This is a genomic window from Corallococcus praedator (genome assembly GCF_003612125.1).
GTDB lineage: Bacteria > Myxococcota > Myxococcia > Myxococcales > Myxococcaceae > Corallococcus > Corallococcus praedator.
The window spans coordinates 1-14606 of sequence record NZ_RAWI01000238.1 but is presented as its reverse complement, the minus strand read 5'-3'; the positions used below and the strand labels follow the sequence as shown (position 1 = coordinate 14606).

Here is a 14606-nt window from a genome sequence, read left to right as displayed (position 1 = left end):
CTGCGAGGAGGGGCGTGTGGGTGGCACGTGCGTGCTGCGCGGGTGCGTGCCCAAGAAGCTGCTCGTGTACGCGGCGCACTACCGCTACGACATGGAGGACGCGGCCGGCTACGGCTGGACGGTGAACGGGCCCGCGCTGGAGTGGAAGCGGCTCCAGGAGAAGAAGGCGAAGGAGCTGGACCGGCTGACGGGCATCTACGGGCGGCTCCTGCGCGACTCGGGCGTGACGCTGGTGGAGGGCCGGGGCCGGGTGGTGGACGCGCACACAGTGGAGGTCGCGGGCAGGCGTTACACGGCGGAGCGCATCCTCATCGCGACGGGGGGGAGGCCCTTCCTGCCGCAGGTGCCGGGCATCGAGCACGCGCTCACGTCGGAGCAGGCGCTGGAGCTGCCGGAGCTGCCCCGCCGGGTGGCGGTGGTGGGCGGCGGCTACATCGGCGTGGAGTTCGCGGGCATCTTCGCGGCGCTGGGCGTGAAGGTGACGATGTTGATTCGCGGCGACACGGTGTTGCGCGGCTTCGACAACGACGTGCGCGCGGCGTTGACGGAGGAGATGCGCAAGAAGGGCGTGGACATCAAGCCGGAGACCTTCGTCGAGGACATCGAGAAGCGCGAGGACGGCGCGCTCAGCCTGATGACGCGCATGGGGGACACGCTGGAGGTGGACGCGGTGCTGTACTCCACCGGGCGCGTGGCGAACACGCAGGGGCTGGGGCTGGAGGAGGCGGGCGTGAAGCTGGATGCGCGCGGGGCGGTGGTGGTGGACGCGCAGTCGCGCTCGTCGGTGGAGAGCATCTATGCGGTGGGGGACGTCACGGACCGCATCAACCTCACGCCGGTGGCCATCGCGGAGGGCCGGGCGATGGTGGAGACGCTGTACCGGAACAACCCGGTGACGATGGACCACGAGAACGTCCCGTCCGCGGTGTTCAGCCAGCCGCCGGTGGGCACGGTGGGGCTCACGGAGCGAGAGGCCATCGAGCGGCACGGCCGGGTGGACGTCTACGTCTCCAGCTTCCGGCCCATGAAGCACACACTGACCGGCCGCGACGAGCGCACGATGATGAAGGTCGTGGTGGAGCGCGGCACCGAACGCGTGCTGGGCTTCCACATGGTGGGCGCGGACGCACCGGAGATCATCCAGGGGCTCGCGGTGGCGCTGAAGTGCGGCGTGACGAAGAAGCAGCTCGACGCCACGGTGGGCATCCACCCCACGGCGGCGGAGGAGTTCGTGACCCTGCGCGACAAACGACCCGACCCGTCGGAGAGCGCCACGCTGCTGGAGCTGGGCCGCGAAATCGTGGCGCCGGCGGACAAGGGGCGCGGGTCTACCTGACCGTCAGGGCGAGGCTGGCCGCAGGAGGCCCGCTCCGGCCAGCAGCTCGCGCACGTGCCGCGCCAGTGCGACGTGCTCGGGGTTGGCCACGGTGAAGCGCTCAGGCGTGAGGATGATCAGTGTGCCCTTGTCCTCCACGGGCTCGATCCGCACAGGGGCAGGAAGCGGGGGCACCGTACCCCGGTGACGTGCGAGGTACGTCACCCAGCCCAACCCGATGTCCTCCTTGCCCTGTCTGTCGTCCATCTCCCGATACGTCTCGGACATGGCCACCGCCCAATCAGGTTCCCAGGCCAGCGCCATGCCGCGCACCACTTCGGTCAACACGGATGCAGTGAGGATTCGCTCCGCGTTCTCCCCTTGGGAAGGGAGCGACAGGACGCACACATTGGCGGAGCTGTCTTGCTCGTAGCTCCCGCAGTGCATGCTCACGTCCGCGAAGTCCTGGCCGGAGCCATCGTTGTATGCCGCGACGGTCAAACCCAGGTGCTCGATGGGCGGCCCGCCGGGCTCGCGGTTGACGCCGCGCCGGAACGCCTCTGTCAGGGTGGCGAGGTCAGGGGGCATGAGGGGGGTCTTGCGTCCCCTGCCGCGTGGCTTGGGAATCTTGTTCCACTGCGCCAGCAGGGGATCACACCCGGCCAGAAGATTGAGGAATGTCACCGCTCGCCGGGCGCACTCCTCGGGGGACTCCTGGCGCGGCCCCCAGTAGGCACCTGCGGAGTAGGTCTCAGGATGGGTCTTCGGCGTGGTCTGGGTCGTCATGAGGCGCTTCTCTCAGGGCACCAATGGGCGTGCTGGAGTGTGGATGACGGCAATCTCGGTGATGTCATTGCCCTTCAGCAGCTTCCGAATGGCATCTGCCGCATGCTTTTCGGCAACGTGCCACTCGATGCGGCTTCCCGTGCCCCGGGCGATGTCGCGCTGCCTCCTGCCTTGATCCACGATGTCCTGGGCCTTGCCTGAACTCTTGAACCAGTTCTTGGGGGCAAGGTTGCCCTCGAAGAACTCGGCATAGCCAGGTCCCTTTGCCTCCAGTAGCACTCCGTCCGTGAAGCCGTCGAACTTCACGCCACCACTCTTTCTTCCCACGCCACCGACCCAGTAGGCATCATCGGAGGAGCATCCCGAGATCTGCTCCTGGTAGGCCCGCGCGCGTGGGGGCGCGCCCCTCTCTTCGGACGGGGCCCATTGTCCTGGACCGCGCCCACCGGCGGGCGATGACTGTCCCGTCGCCGTGTTGGCCCGTTGGAGGACGATGGCCGCTCCAGGCCCGCCCCCCAGCACGGATGCAGCCCGCCCCACGGGTACAGCGATGCGCTCGAGGGTGAGCGCGCCCTGCGCGGACAGCGACAGCACCGGCACCGTGGCTTCCGCACCCGCCAGCGCGCCTGTCACCGTGCGCGTCGCGGAGGTCGCGGTGCCCTTCGTGACGAGCAGGCTCGTCGTCAACTCCGCCACCGCCTGCACCTGCTCGCCGCGCGTCATGTACCGGAAGCGCTCGAAGTATTCGGGCGATGAAGCAAGGAGCGCGACCACTCCCGCGGGCAGGTCCTTCAGCGCGGCGATGCTGTCCCTCGGGGCCGTGAGGAACTGGCCCAGCGCGAGCGCCAGCTTCACGACCGCCGCCTCGGCTCCATCCAACGTGCGGCTGATGAGGTCCGCGTCGTCGTACACCTCGACGAACACCGGGCCGTGCACAGGCTCCAACTGCTCGTCCGCCAGCTCGATGACGAAGCCGTTGCTGACGTAGAAGCGACCCAGCTCGAACGGCCCGGCCCGGAACGTGCCGTCCTTCCACTTCAGGGCTCCGGCCTTCTGCTGCGTGCGCCCTGTCCACACCCACGCCAGGTGGCCATCCGGCCGCAATACCGCCACCCGGCGGAAGCGCTCCACCCGGCGCAGCAATGTGTCCCGAGACACCTCGCCCTGCTCCAGCACCTCGCGCAACACGTGGCCCACGGCCATGCGCGCGGGGAAGGTGCCGAGCGTCACCGGCTTGCCCAGAAACACTGACAGCAGCCGCGTCGCTTGCGTGGGCGTGAGCGCACCTCCTGGAATGGGCCGCGCATCCCGCTCCTCCAGCCCCGCCGCCGTCAGCAGCTTCTCCCAGACATCCGCCTGCGGGCTGCCGCGAGGGACCCCAGTCGTGCGAACAGGATTCGCGCCCGTCGCCACCTCGCGAGCGCCCTTGCGACGGTGCAGCCGTACCGGTTTCTCTGAGCCCGTAACGAACCGTGGCGGGGCGGCGGACACCTGGGAAGAGGCATCACCCGGCGGCGCTGAAGCAGGGCCGTTGGCCTCGCGTGGCGTGTAGCTCAGGCTCCGCCCCTGGTTGGACGCAGGTGTCAGCCCCGCGCAGCCGGTGACGGCCATCGCAATGCACAACAACAAGGCCTCAACGCGCATGGTCCACCCTCAGGTCCACCGAAGCGAAGGCGCCCGGTCGCTGCGTCCCGTCCTCTTCCAGCCGCTCCCCACGCGCCCCCCCACAGACAAGGGACGCAGGTCCTGACGGTCAGGGTGAAGCGGGCTGCATGAGACCCGCCCCGGCCAGCAGCTCGCGCACGTGCCGCGCCAGCGCGGTGTGCTCGGGGTTGGCCACCGTGAAGCGCTCGGGGGTCAGGATGATCAGCGTCCCCCGGTCCTCCACGGGCTCGATGCGCACGGGGGCAGGGAGCGGCGGCACGGTGCCCTGTTGACGAGAGAGGTAGGTCACCCAGCCGAGCCACTTGTCGGCCTTGCCATCCTTGTCGTCCTCATCCCGATGTGTGCGGGACATCGCCGCCACCCAATCGGGTTCCCAAGCAACCGCCATGCTGCGCACCACGCGAGCCAATGCGGGGGCCGTGAACAATCGCTCCGCATTCGCTCCCTGGCTGGGGAGCGACAAGAAGCAGGAGTTGGAAACCGCTTCCGAGTATCCACCGCAGAAGATGCGCAGGTCCGCACAGTCACGACCGGCTCCACCATTGTCGAACCAGAAGCCAAAGCCTAGTGGCTCAATGGCCGGCCCCCCTCGCTCACGGTTGGCCCCACGTCGGAACAATTCGGTGAGGGTCACGACATCCGGCGGCATGAGCGGATGCTTTCGCGCGTCTTTGCGCGACTTCGCAGGCTTGTACCAGTGGGAGAGGAACGGGTCACACTCAGCCAGAAGGTTGAGAAAGCTCGCTGTGCGACGAGCGCACTCCTCGGGAGACTCCTTGCGAGGTCCCCAGTAGGCTCCTGCAAAGAAGGTATCGGGATAGGTCACGGTCATGAGGTCCTCGACTTAGAGCGCAGGAGTGTGGAGGATTTCGACCCCCTCGACACGAGCGCGCTTGAAGAGTTCGCGGAAGGCATCGACGGCAGATTTCTCAGCGACATGCCACCGGACGGAGATGCCCATGCCACGAACCTTCTCGGCCTGTCGTCTCGCCTGATCAATCAACCCCTGGGCTCCCGAGTTCTTGAACCATTCCTTGGGCTCCAGCCCCTCGAAGAACTTCGCATAGCCCGGCCCCTTGGCTTCCCGTAGCACGCCGTCCACGAACCCGTCGAACTTCACGCCGCCGCTGTTTTTGCCCACGCCTCCGACCCAGTAGGCCTCATCCGCCGAGTGCCCCGAGATCTGCTCCTGGTAGCGCCGGGATCGCGCGGACATCGACTCCTCGGCAGGCCCCCACTTGCCGGGGCCAGGAGGCGGAGTGGCCGTGTTGGCCCGTTGGAGGACGATGGCCGCTCCAGGCCCGCCCCCCAGCACGGATGCAGCCCGCCCCACGGGTACAGCGATGCGCTCGAGGGTAAGCGCGCCCTGCGCGGACAGCGACAGCACCGGCACCGTGGCTTCCGCACCCGCCAGCGCGCCTGTCACCGTGCGCGTCGCGGAGGTCGCGGTGCCCTTCGTGACGAGCAGGCTTGTCGTCAACTCCGCCACCGCCTGCACCTGCTCGCCGCGCGTCATGTACCGGAAGCGTTCGAAGTATTCGGGCGATGAAGCAAGGAGCGCGACCACTCCCGCGGGCAGGTCCTTCAGCGCGGCGATGCTGTCCCTCGGGGCCGTGAGGAACTGGCCCAGCGCGAGCGCCAGCTTCACGACCGCCGCCTCGGCTCCATCCAACGTGCGGCTGATGAGGTCCGCGTCGTCGTACACCTCGACGAACACCGGGCCGTGCACAGGCTCCAACTGCTCGTCCGCCAGCTCGATGACGAAGCCGTTGCTGACGTAGAAGCGACCCAGCTCGAACGGCCCGGCCCGGAACGTGCCGTCCTTCCACTTCAGGGCTCCGGCCTTCTGCTGCGTGCGCCCTGTCCACACCCACGCCAGGTGGCCATCCGGCCGCAATACCGCCACCCGGCGGAAGCGCTCCACCCGGCGCAGCAATGTGTCCCGAGACACCTCGCCCTGCTCCAGCACCTCGCGCAACACGTGGCCCACGGCCATGCGCGCGGGGAAGGTGCCGAGCGTCACCGGCTTGCCCAGAAACACTGACAGCAGCCGCGTCGCTTGCGTGGACGTGAGCGCACCTCCTGGAATGGGCCGCGCATCCCGCTCCTCCAGCCCCGCCGCCGTCAGCAACTTCTCCCAGACATCCGCCTGCGGGCTGCCGCGAGGGCCCCCAGTCGTGCGAACAGGATTCGCGCCCGTCATGCCTCCGCGACGATGCAGCCGTGCCGATGCCACGGGGTCCGTGACGAACCGTGACAACGGAGCCGACGCGCGCGAAGCCCCATCCCCCGGAGATGTCGTGAGAGCAGGGGCCGACGCCTCACGGACCGCATGGCCCAGGCTTCGAGCAGGCGCGGGGGGCAGCGACGCGCAGCCGGTGAGGACCATCGCCAGGCACAACAACAGGATATCCGTGCGCATGCGTCGACGCGCAGGAGCGGCACCCTTCTTCATGGCGCTCCAGCACGTCGTATGGGTCTGCATTCAGGGCACCGTGTAGAGACCAACGACGTTCGGATCCAGCGTGGAGCTGGAGATCCGAAGGCCGGTGGCGCCGCTGACGCTCGCGACGTCGCTCACGCCCAGGTCCGCCAGGGAGAACGACACCGCGCCCAGCTTCGACTTCACCGACCCCGCGGGGGTGCCGGTGACGCTCGCCACGCCGCCCGTGTAGTTGAGCGTCGCCAGAGAAGCGGAGGTGTTGCCCGCGGCCGTGGCGGTGAAGTCGCTCTCACCCAACGACAGCGAATACGTGCCCACCGTCTGATTGGACACGTTGATCAACGTGACGGTCGTAGGGTCGCCCACCGCCGCGGAGGCCAGCGTGCTCTCCACGATGAAGAAGCGCGTCCTGGCGCTGAAGCCCGTACCGAACTGGAAGTTGCCCGCGCCCACGTTGTTCGCGCCGTCGTTCGCCCCGAGTCCCGAAGCAGCGGCGTTGACGTTGGCAGGCACCGTCCCCAGCGAGCTGGGCGTGTTGGTGCCCGTGATGCCGCTGGCCGTCGCGCCCACCACGTTGGTGAAGGTGCCCTCCTCCGTGGTGAGCGAAGCCAGCTGCGCGCCGCCGGTGATGCTGACCGGGGTGCCCGCCGTCACCGCGCCTGTGAAGGTCGCGCGGGTGACCGGCAGGCGCGTACGGGCCACGACCGGGTCGGGCAGCGCCACGATTTCGTAGGCGATGCGATGCATGTTGCTGGCATCGGCCGCGCTGATGCCCAGCCCGGCCGCCGCGCTGCCCGTGCCCGTCGCCAGACTTCGAGGATCCAGCTGGGTAATCTTCGCGAACAGCACCGCCGCCGACAGGTAGCTGCCGTACCTGCTCGAATGGCGGCTGTCCTGGGCGCTCCACAGGTTGAACATGCCCGCGGAGATGCCATCGGCGGGGTTCGGATCCGCCAGGTCCTGGTCGACCGCGCGCAGGAAGCCGTCGCCCACCCGGGCCACGCCCGTGAAGCCCAGCTCCCGCGAGGCCTTGAAATAGGCATCGCGCAGGTCGGTCTGCATCGCCTGGAGGCCCGGCGTGCCGCTCGGGTAGCCCTGCGTGCCGACGGAGGTGGGCGAAGCCCACGTCTCGTACAGGAACAGGTTCGCGGCGGGGTTCTTGGAGAGCACCAGCGAGCGCAGGTCGCGGGCCGCATTCGTGAAGCCCGAGGGCGAGCCGCCCCGCGCGGTGGGCAGCGGCGTCGTGCTCTGCTCCTGCAACACGACGGTGTTCCACGTGGCCTGACCGATGATCGCGGCCCGGTTGCCGTAGTGCCACGCGAGGCTCTGTCCGCTGGCCGTCTCCAGGCTGACGTTGAACGACAGGCCCGCCTGCGTGGTCAGCTTCTTGAAGATGCCCGGGATGCCCCCCACACCGGAGCCGTTCGTGTCGGTGACCGCGGCCTTGTTGTACGAATACGCCGGCTCCTCGTTGCCGTGGGTGAAGCTGTTGCCCACGAAGAGGATGTTGCCGCCCGTGACCGCGGAGACGGAGCTGCCCAGCGCTTCCGCCTCCGACTCCGGCAGGGGCGCACAGCTCGCATTGACCGAGACGACGCCCCAGGCCATCAGGCCCAGCAAGCGGGAGTAGACAGCCGGCAACGGAGAAGGGCGCATGACTTCTTCCTGGCGAGGGTTCGGAGGACGGCACTCGACACTGAATCGAGGATTCCAAACTCTACCAGGATAAGCGGACAGGTTTGCCGCCCTGCGCGATGGCTTCGTTCGCGCCGTCCAGCCTGGGCTCCGTCATCATCCTGCGCCTCCGGCCCCTCCGCGCTCACCCACAGGCCCGGGCCCGAGCGAGCAGGTACTCGCGTTGCGGCGGCGTCCTCGCCAGCGCGGCGGCCTGTCGGAAGCAATCCGCCGCCCTGCCCCGCTCTCCCGCCTGCTCCAGCAGCATGCCCTCCACGGCGAAGCGGTACGGGTAGCGTTGCAACACCCCCACCGAGCGCAGCGGCCCCAGCGCCTCCAGCGCCTCGGCCGGTCCCCGCACCCGCCCCAGCGCCACAACGCGGCCCAGCGCCACGATGGGCGAGGGCTTGAGCGCGAGCAGCGCGTCGTACAACGCCAGCAGCCGCGCGCTGTCCTCCGGGCCCGGCACGGCGGTGTTCGCATGCAGCAGGGCGATCTCCGCCTCCAGGTGCAGCGGCGTCAGCACGGGCCCCATGGACGCGCGCAGGTGTCCCAGCCCCCGGGCGAGCAACAGCGGCGAAGCCTCCGTCCCCTCCCGCGCCGCCTGCGGCACGAACGCACCCCGCGCATCCACACGACCCGGGAGCCGGGAGGCGCGGAAGCAGAACAGCGCGGCCAGCGCATGCCCCTCCGGTGTCGCCGTGCCCGGGTGCGAGAGCAGCACCTCCGCCAACCGCAGCGCCTCCGCGCACAGCTCCGCGCGGGACAGGTCGTGCCCCTCGGAGGCCTCATAGCCTTCGTTGAAGAGCAGGTAGAGCGCCGGGTGCACCGCGCCCAGCCGCTCAGGCAGCGCCTCCGGGGACGGCACCTCCAGCGTCGCGCGACAGGTGCGCAGCGTGCGCTTCGCGCGCACCAACCGCTGCGCCACGGTGGGCTCGTCGGCGAGCAACGCGGCGGCGACCTCGCGCACGGAGAATCCACACGCGACCTTCAACGTGAGCGTCACCTGCATCTCGCGCGAGAGCGCCGGGTGACAGCACGCGAAGAGCAACCGCAGCGCATCGTCCGGAAGCTCTGCCGCGTAGCGCGTGGGCTCAGCGTCCGGCTCCACGGAGTCTTCCACCGGAGCGTCCTGGACCTCGGGCGCGCGCAGGCGCACCAGGTCCGTCAGCCGGTTCGCCCCCACGCGCAGCAGCCACGCGCGGGGGTTCTCCGGGACGCCGTGGAAGCCCCACGTGCGGGCCGCCTGGAGCATGGCGAACTGGACCGCGTCCTCCGCCAGGTCCAGGCGCCCCAGGCCCACGCGCCGGGCCAGCGCCGCGACGAGGCCGGCGGACCACTGGCGGAAGGCCAGGTCCAGCACCGTCGCGACATCGGTGGAAGACAGCGGCGTCTCAGGCATCGTCGATGGCGCGCAGCTCGACTTCACCGTGGAGCAGGTGGGGGCAGGTCCGGGCCAGGGCCACCGCGTCGTCGTACGACTCCGCCGACAGGATGAAGAGGCCGCCCACCACGTCCTTCACCTCCGCGTACGGCCCATCCGAGACGAGGAGCTGGCCGCCCTGCTGCTTCAGGCGCTTACCGCCCTCGTCCACCAGCTTCTCCGACAGGAGCAGACGGCCCTCCTTCCGCAGCCGGTCGCTCCACTGGATGTACTCCTCCACGATGGCCTGGAGTTCGGCGGGCGACTTCGCGGCGAAGTGGGCGGGGGTCTCGTGCAGCAGCATCAGGTAGCGGGACATGGGGTGGACCTTTCGGACAACGGCGGGTGCGCCGGCCCCGCGACATGCGGAGCGTTCATCCGAAAAGACGGCCCATGTCGCGGAAGATCGACATGGCCCCTGAACAGGGAAGGCACCCCTACCTCGCCGCTGGGTGCGCACACCCACCCAGGCAGCCAGAGAACACTCTTCCTGTACCCACGGATGACAGGGGTCCCGCGCATGCCTACCCCTCAAGAGCAGGAGGCAGCGGGCACCGACGTGGGCATGAACTGGCGATGGGTGGCGGGGTTGGGGGCGCTGGTGCTCGCGGGATGTCCGTCCGCCTGCACCACGGAGGAATCGTCACGTCCATTCCACCTCACAGGGCAGGTGGGTTCGCACGGTGCGGACTTCGCGGCGGCGCTGTACCAGACGACGGGCGTGCGGATGGAACCGCGCAACCGCATCCGGTGGGCGAACAACGGCGCCGTGTTCGACGTGATGGTGGAAGAAATCGGCCGGGCCCGCGCCTCCGTCAACATCGTGATGTTCATCTGGCGTCCGGGGCGCGCATCCGACCGGATGCTCGAAGCCCTGCGCGAACGTGCCGCGAAGGGAGTCACCTGCCGCGTGCTGGTGGACCCCATGGGCAGCGGTCCGTTCGAGAAGGAAGTGAAGCCGAAGCTGGAAGCCGCCGGCTGTGAAGCGCACATGTTCCGCCCGCTGCCCGCGGACGAGAACCTGGCGCGCAACCACCGCAAGATCCTCGTGGTGGACGGCAAGGTGGCCGTCACCGGCGGGCTCGCCATCCAGGACGAATGGCTGGGTGAGGCGCGCAACGAACAGGAGTGGCGGGACACCAACGTGCGAGTGCAGGGCCCGGTGGTGGCGCAGCTCCAGCAGGCCTTCGCGGAGAACTGGCAGGAGTCCACGGGCGAGCTGTTGCCGCTCACGGACTTCCCCACGCTGCTGTCACAGGGACAGCCCGGCCTGGACGACGCAGGCAGGGGCTGGGCGGGCTTCGTCAGCAGCACGGCGAACCCGGAGGTGACGCGCGCGGAGCGGCTGACGCAGTTGATGGTGAAGGCGGCGAAGAAGCGGCTGTGGATTTCGCAGGCGTACTTCACGCCCAACGACGCGCTCATGCAGCTGCTGGTGGAGCGGGCGAAGGCGGGCGTGGACGTGCGGGTGCTGGCGCCGGGGGACAAGAACGACCAGCGGGCCATCACGGTGTTGCAGCGTCAGACCTACGACACGTTGCTGGCGGCGGGCGTGCGCATCTGGGAGTTCCAGCCGTCCATGATGCACGCCAAGACGATGCTGGTGGATGACCGCCTGGTGCTGGTGGGGTCCATCAACTACGACGCGCTGTCGTTCAACCTGTTGGAAGAAGGCTCGCTGGTGCTGGAGGACGTGGAGGCGGCACGGCGGCTGGAGGAGTTCTTCCTGGAGGACCTGACGAAGGCACGAGAGGTCCAGGCCGAGCGCGCCGAGCGTTGAATGAAGTCCGGACCGCTGTCCGGTTTCCCGCGAGGCAGCGGGAAGCACTGGGCAAGCAGCCGGGCCTTGTGCTCAAGAGGAGGCGCGGGCCGGAACATGGGCCCGGGAGACTTCCTCATGAGCACCGCATCCCCTCGTCATCTCTTCATCGCGGGCGCCACGGGCGCGACCGGCCGCACGCTGATGCGCCAGGCCCTGGCACGCGGCCTGGATGTGCTTCCGCAGGTGCGCCCCAAGAGCGCGGGCACGGAGCCCGCGAGCGGCTGGAAGAAGAAGGCCGTGCTGGAGCTGGCGGATGCGCCCGCGCTGGCGGAGGCGATGCGCGGCAGCACGACGGTGCTCCAGCTCATCGGCACGATGCGCAAGCGCTTCGCGGCGGGGGACACGTACGAGTCGAGCGACATCGGCACCACGCAACAACTGGTGGACGCGGCGAAGAAGGCGGGCGTGGACCACATCGTGTTGCTCACGTCGGTGGGCGCGGGCCGTCCGGTGGGCGCGTACCTGAAGGCCAAGGCGGAGGCGGAGCGCATCGTGCGCGACAGCGGCATCGCGTACACGATGGTGCGACCGCCCGCGCTGGAGGGCGAATACCACCGTCCCCCTGGCCTCCTGCACACGCTCGGGAAGCTGCCGCTGCTGGGCAACCTCAAGCCCATGCACCTGGACCAGTTGGCCGCCGTGCTGCTGCGCGTGGCGGAGCGTCGAGCACCCATCAACGCGGTGCTCGAAGGCAAGAGCCTGTGGGCGGAGGTGGAGGCCGCGGGGCGGTAGGTCAGACCCGCGGAATAGAAGGCTCCGCTGCTGTTCAAGCAGGCAACGCGCCCTCATGGCGAGCAAGCACGGGGCCTGCGAAGGAGCTAGACTGGTGTTGATGGCGACCGTCGATGAAGTGCTCACCGATGCGATGCGACTCTCCCGGGAGGAACGGGCCCGGATTGCGCATGAGCTGCTGCTCAGCCTGGATGAAAGCGCGGAAGTCCAGGATGCCGAAGAGGACTGGACCCGGGAACTCGCGAACCGGGCCCAGGAGGTCATCGACGGCACGGTCGAGCTCGTCAGTTTCGAGGAAGTCAAAAAACAGATGGAGGAGCGCGCACGACGGCGACGGTAGGCCCCACCGTCAACGATGCCCATCCAACTGCATCCCGCTGCCACCTCGGAAATCGAGGAGGTATCGGACTGGTATGAGGACCAGCGACAGGGATTCGGCGACATCCTGGACGCGGCCATCCTCCGATCCTTGACGGACATCGAAGAGCATCCAGACCGCTGGCCCCTCTGGTCTGGGATCCGCCATACGCCGCCCATCCGCCGCTTCCTGATGCAGGACCATCCCTTCGCCATCCCCTATCTCATCCGAGATGAGGGCGTGGTGGTCCTTGCCCTCGCACACCTGCGGCGCCGGCCTGGATACTGGCTGCCTCGCGCGCACAGCAGCCGCTGACCCGCGCTACTCCTTCACCGCCCCGGCCGTGAGTCCGGACACGATGCGCCGCTGGAACAACACCGTCAGCACCACCAGCGGCAGCGTCGCCACCACGGACGCGGCGGCGATCTCCCCCCACGGTTCCTTGTACTCGCTGGCGAAGAGGCTGATAGCCACCGGCACCGTGCGCTTCTCCGGCGTGGACAGGAACGTCAGCGCGTAGAGGAACTCGTTCCACGCGAAGATGAAGACCAGGATGGCTGTCGTCGCCAGCCCCGGCGCCGCCAGCGGCAACAGCACCCGGCGGAACGCTCCAAATGGGGTGCACCCGTCCACCCGCGCCGCCCGGTACAGCTCATCCGGCAACTGGCGGAAGAACGACGTCAGCACCCACAGCGTCAACGGCAGCGCGAACGTCGTGTACGGCAGCGCCAGCCCCACCAGGCTGTCCCGCAGGCCCACCGCGTTGAGGATGAGGTACAGCGGGCTCACCGTGGCGATGGGCGGGAACATCGACACGCCCAGCGCCGCGGACAGCAGCAGCCCCCGCCCCCGGAACTCCAGCTTCGCCAACGCGAACGCCGCCGACGCGCCCACCGTCAGGCAGAACACCGTCGTCAGCGTCGCCACCACCAGCGAGTTCAACACCGCCCACAGGAACGGCCGCCCGAACAACACGCTCTGGTAGTTCGCGCCCGTCAGGTGCGAAGGCCACGGCCGCGTCAACTCGCCGTCCGGCCACAGGCTCGTCAGTACCTGCCACAGGAACGGGCCCAGGAAGAACGTGAGGAACGCCACCACGGCCAGCGCCGTGCCCAGCCCCGGCCGCTTCATCGCCGCCCCTCCTCGCGCCCCAACCACTTGAGCCACACCACCGCCAGCAACACCACGCACAGGAACGTCGCCACCGACAGCGCGCTGCCGTAGCCGAAGTCGCCGGAGCGCATCAGCGTCTTGTACGCGTAGATGCTCAGCGTCTCCGTCGTGTTCGCGGGCCCGCCCTCCGTCAGCACATAGATGGCGTCAAACACCCGGAACGCATCCAGCGAACGGAACAGCACCGCCAGCAGCAGCGCCGGCTTCAGCAGCGGCACCGTGATGGCGCGGAACTGCCGCCACGTGGACGCCCCGTCCACCCGTGCCGCCTTGTAGAGGTCCTCCGGAATGCCCTGCAACCCGGCCAGCACCAGCAGCGCCACGAACGGCGTCGTCTTCCACACGTCCACCAGGATGGCCGCGTGCAGCGCGTACCCCGGCGCCCCCAGCCAGTTGATGTCCGCGCCGCCCAGCAGGCGGTTGATCAACCCGTAGTCCGGATTGAACATCCACGCCCACAGCCGGGCACTCACCACCGTGGGAATCGCCCACGGCACCAGCACCGACGCTCGCAGCAATCCCCGGCCCGGGAACGCGCGGTTGAGCAGCAGCGCCAGCGGCACCGCGAGCAGCAACTCCACCGTCACCGCCACCGCCGTGAAGTACGCCGTGTTCCCCAGCGCCGACCAGAAGCGCGCATCCCCGAAGAGGTAGACGTAGTTCTCCAGGCCCGTGAAGCGCCGCTCGCCGAACACCAGGATGAAGCGGTGCAGGCTCAACCAGATGGCGGCCAGCACCGGGTACAGCGCCACCACGGCCAGCACCAGCACCGCGGGCATCACCAGCAGGTACGCCTGCCGCCGCTCCCGGGCCTGTGAACCCCCGCCGCTCACCGCACACCCTCCACCGTCTCACCCGTCAGGTGATCCACCTGCTTCTGCGCGCGCGACAGCGACTCCTCGGGGCTGCGGATGCCGGCCACGGCGGCGGAGAACTCGCTCTGGAGTACGTCCGCGATGAGCAGGTAGTACGGCGTCACCGGCCGAGGCCGCGCCCGCACCAGCGCCTCCTTCAAGCTCGCGATGAACGGCTCCTCCCGCTTCAACTCCGGATCGTCATACAGCGCCAGCCTCGGAGGGTTGCGAGCGTAGTGCAGCGCCAGCACCCGGTTGGCCTCCGGCGACGTCAGGTGCGCGATGAGCCGGGCCGCGGCCTTGCGGCGCGCGGGCGACACATGCGCGTTCACCGCGAGCTGCCACCCGCCCAGCGTCCCCC

14 protein-coding genes and 1 pseudogene are annotated in these 14606 nt (G+C 69.1%); 5 read left to right on the top strand and 10 right to left on the bottom strand.

Going from position 1 to position 14606, the window contains the following annotated elements:
- Nucleotides 1–1336, top strand: a 1336-nt coding sequence (gorA, locus tag D7Y13_RS26540; protein WP_120630801.1) for a glutathione-disulfide reductase, incomplete at its 5' end; no start/stop codon positions are given.
- Between the two features lie 3 nt (nt 1337–1339).
- On the opposite strand, the gene D7Y13_RS26535 is transcribed toward gorA, so the two are convergent.
- The 7 genes from D7Y13_RS26535 to D7Y13_RS26505 all read right to left on the bottom strand — a co-directional run bounded on the left by D7Y13_RS26535 (nt 1340) and on the right by D7Y13_RS26505 (nt 9625).
- Entirely contained in the window at nt 1340–2101 is a 762-nt protein-coding gene (locus D7Y13_RS26535) for an immunity 52 family protein (protein ID WP_120585368.1), read from the bottom strand.
- 12 nt (nt 2102–2113) lie between these two features.
- Complete coding sequence (locus D7Y13_RS26530; RefSeq protein WP_120585369.1) at nt 2114–3745, bottom strand: Tox-REase-5 domain-containing protein; 1632 nt, start codon at nt 3743–3745, stop codon at nt 2114–2116.
- A gap of 109 nt (nt 3746–3854) precedes the next feature.
- Entirely contained in the window at nt 3855–4598 is a 744-nt protein-coding gene (locus D7Y13_RS26525; RefSeq protein ID WP_120538445.1) for an immunity 52 family protein, read from the bottom strand.
- Between the two features lie 12 nt (nt 4599–4610).
- Nucleotides 4611–5969 carry a Tox-REase-5 domain-containing protein gene (locus D7Y13_RS48765; RefSeq protein ID WP_370451726.1) on the bottom strand — a complete coding sequence of 453 codons (1359 nt, stop codon included), beginning with the start codon at nt 5967–5969 and terminating at the stop codon, nt 4611–4613.
- A 282-nt stretch (nt 5970–6251) separates the two neighbouring features.
- A complete protein-coding gene (locus D7Y13_RS26515; protein WP_120585371.1) occupies nt 6252–7865 on the bottom strand; it encodes a cell division protein FtsK in 1614 nt (537 codons plus the stop codon).
- Between the two features lie 163 nt (nt 7866–8028).
- Entirely contained in the window at nt 8029–9285 is a 1257-nt protein-coding gene (locus tag D7Y13_RS26510; protein ID WP_120585372.1) for an RNA polymerase sigma factor, read from the bottom strand.
- Complete coding sequence (locus tag D7Y13_RS26505) at nt 9278–9625, bottom strand: YciI family protein (protein ID WP_120534183.1); 348 nt, start codon at nt 9623–9625, stop codon at nt 9278–9280. The genes D7Y13_RS26510 and D7Y13_RS26505 overlap by 8 nt, the downstream gene beginning before the upstream one ends.
- 201 nt (nt 9626–9826) lie before the next feature.
- Between D7Y13_RS26505 and D7Y13_RS26500 the strand changes: the two genes are divergently transcribed.
- The 4 genes from D7Y13_RS26500 to D7Y13_RS26485 all read left to right on the top strand — a co-directional run bounded on the left by D7Y13_RS26500 (nt 9827) and on the right by D7Y13_RS26485 (nt 12533).
- Nucleotides 9827–11086 (top strand): phospholipase D-like domain-containing protein, encoded by a 1260-nt coding sequence (locus D7Y13_RS26500; protein WP_233595871.1) that lies wholly within the window; start codon nt 9827–9829, stop codon nt 11084–11086.
- Nucleotides 11087–11203: 117 nt separating this feature from the next.
- A complete protein-coding gene (locus D7Y13_RS26495; RefSeq protein WP_120585376.1) occupies nt 11204–11860 on the top strand; it encodes an NAD(P)H-binding protein in 657 nt (218 codons plus the stop codon).
- Between the two features lie 100 nt (nt 11861–11960).
- Nucleotides 11961–12200 carry an addiction module protein gene (locus D7Y13_RS26490; RefSeq protein WP_158620465.1) on the top strand — a complete coding sequence of 80 codons (240 nt, stop codon included), beginning with the start codon at nt 11961–11963 and terminating at the stop codon, nt 12198–12200.
- Between the two features lie 15 nt (nt 12201–12215).
- Nucleotides 12216–12533, top strand: a complete 318-nt coding sequence (locus D7Y13_RS26485) for a type II toxin-antitoxin system RelE/ParE family toxin (protein WP_120585374.1) — start codon at nt 12216–12218, stop codon at nt 12531–12533.
- A gap of 6 nt (nt 12534–12539) precedes the next feature.
- Here the strand turns inward: D7Y13_RS26485 and D7Y13_RS26480 are convergent, their stop codons facing one another.
- From D7Y13_RS26480 to D7Y13_RS26470, 3 genes and pseudogenes are all read right to left on the bottom strand, one after another.
- Nucleotides 12540–13349: a carbohydrate ABC transporter permease gene (locus tag D7Y13_RS26480; RefSeq protein WP_120534187.1), complete on the bottom strand. Its 810-nt coding sequence runs from the start codon at nt 13347–13349 to the stop codon at nt 12540–12542.
- Entirely contained in the window at nt 13346–14170 is an 825-nt protein-coding gene (locus D7Y13_RS26475) for a carbohydrate ABC transporter permease (RefSeq protein ID WP_370451727.1), read from the bottom strand. The genes D7Y13_RS26480 and D7Y13_RS26475 overlap by 4 nt, the downstream gene beginning before the upstream one ends.
- 50 nt (nt 14171–14220) lie before the next feature.
- Nucleotides 14221–14606 (bottom strand): annotated as a pseudogene (locus D7Y13_RS26470) (ABC transporter substrate-binding protein); the annotation flags it as partial.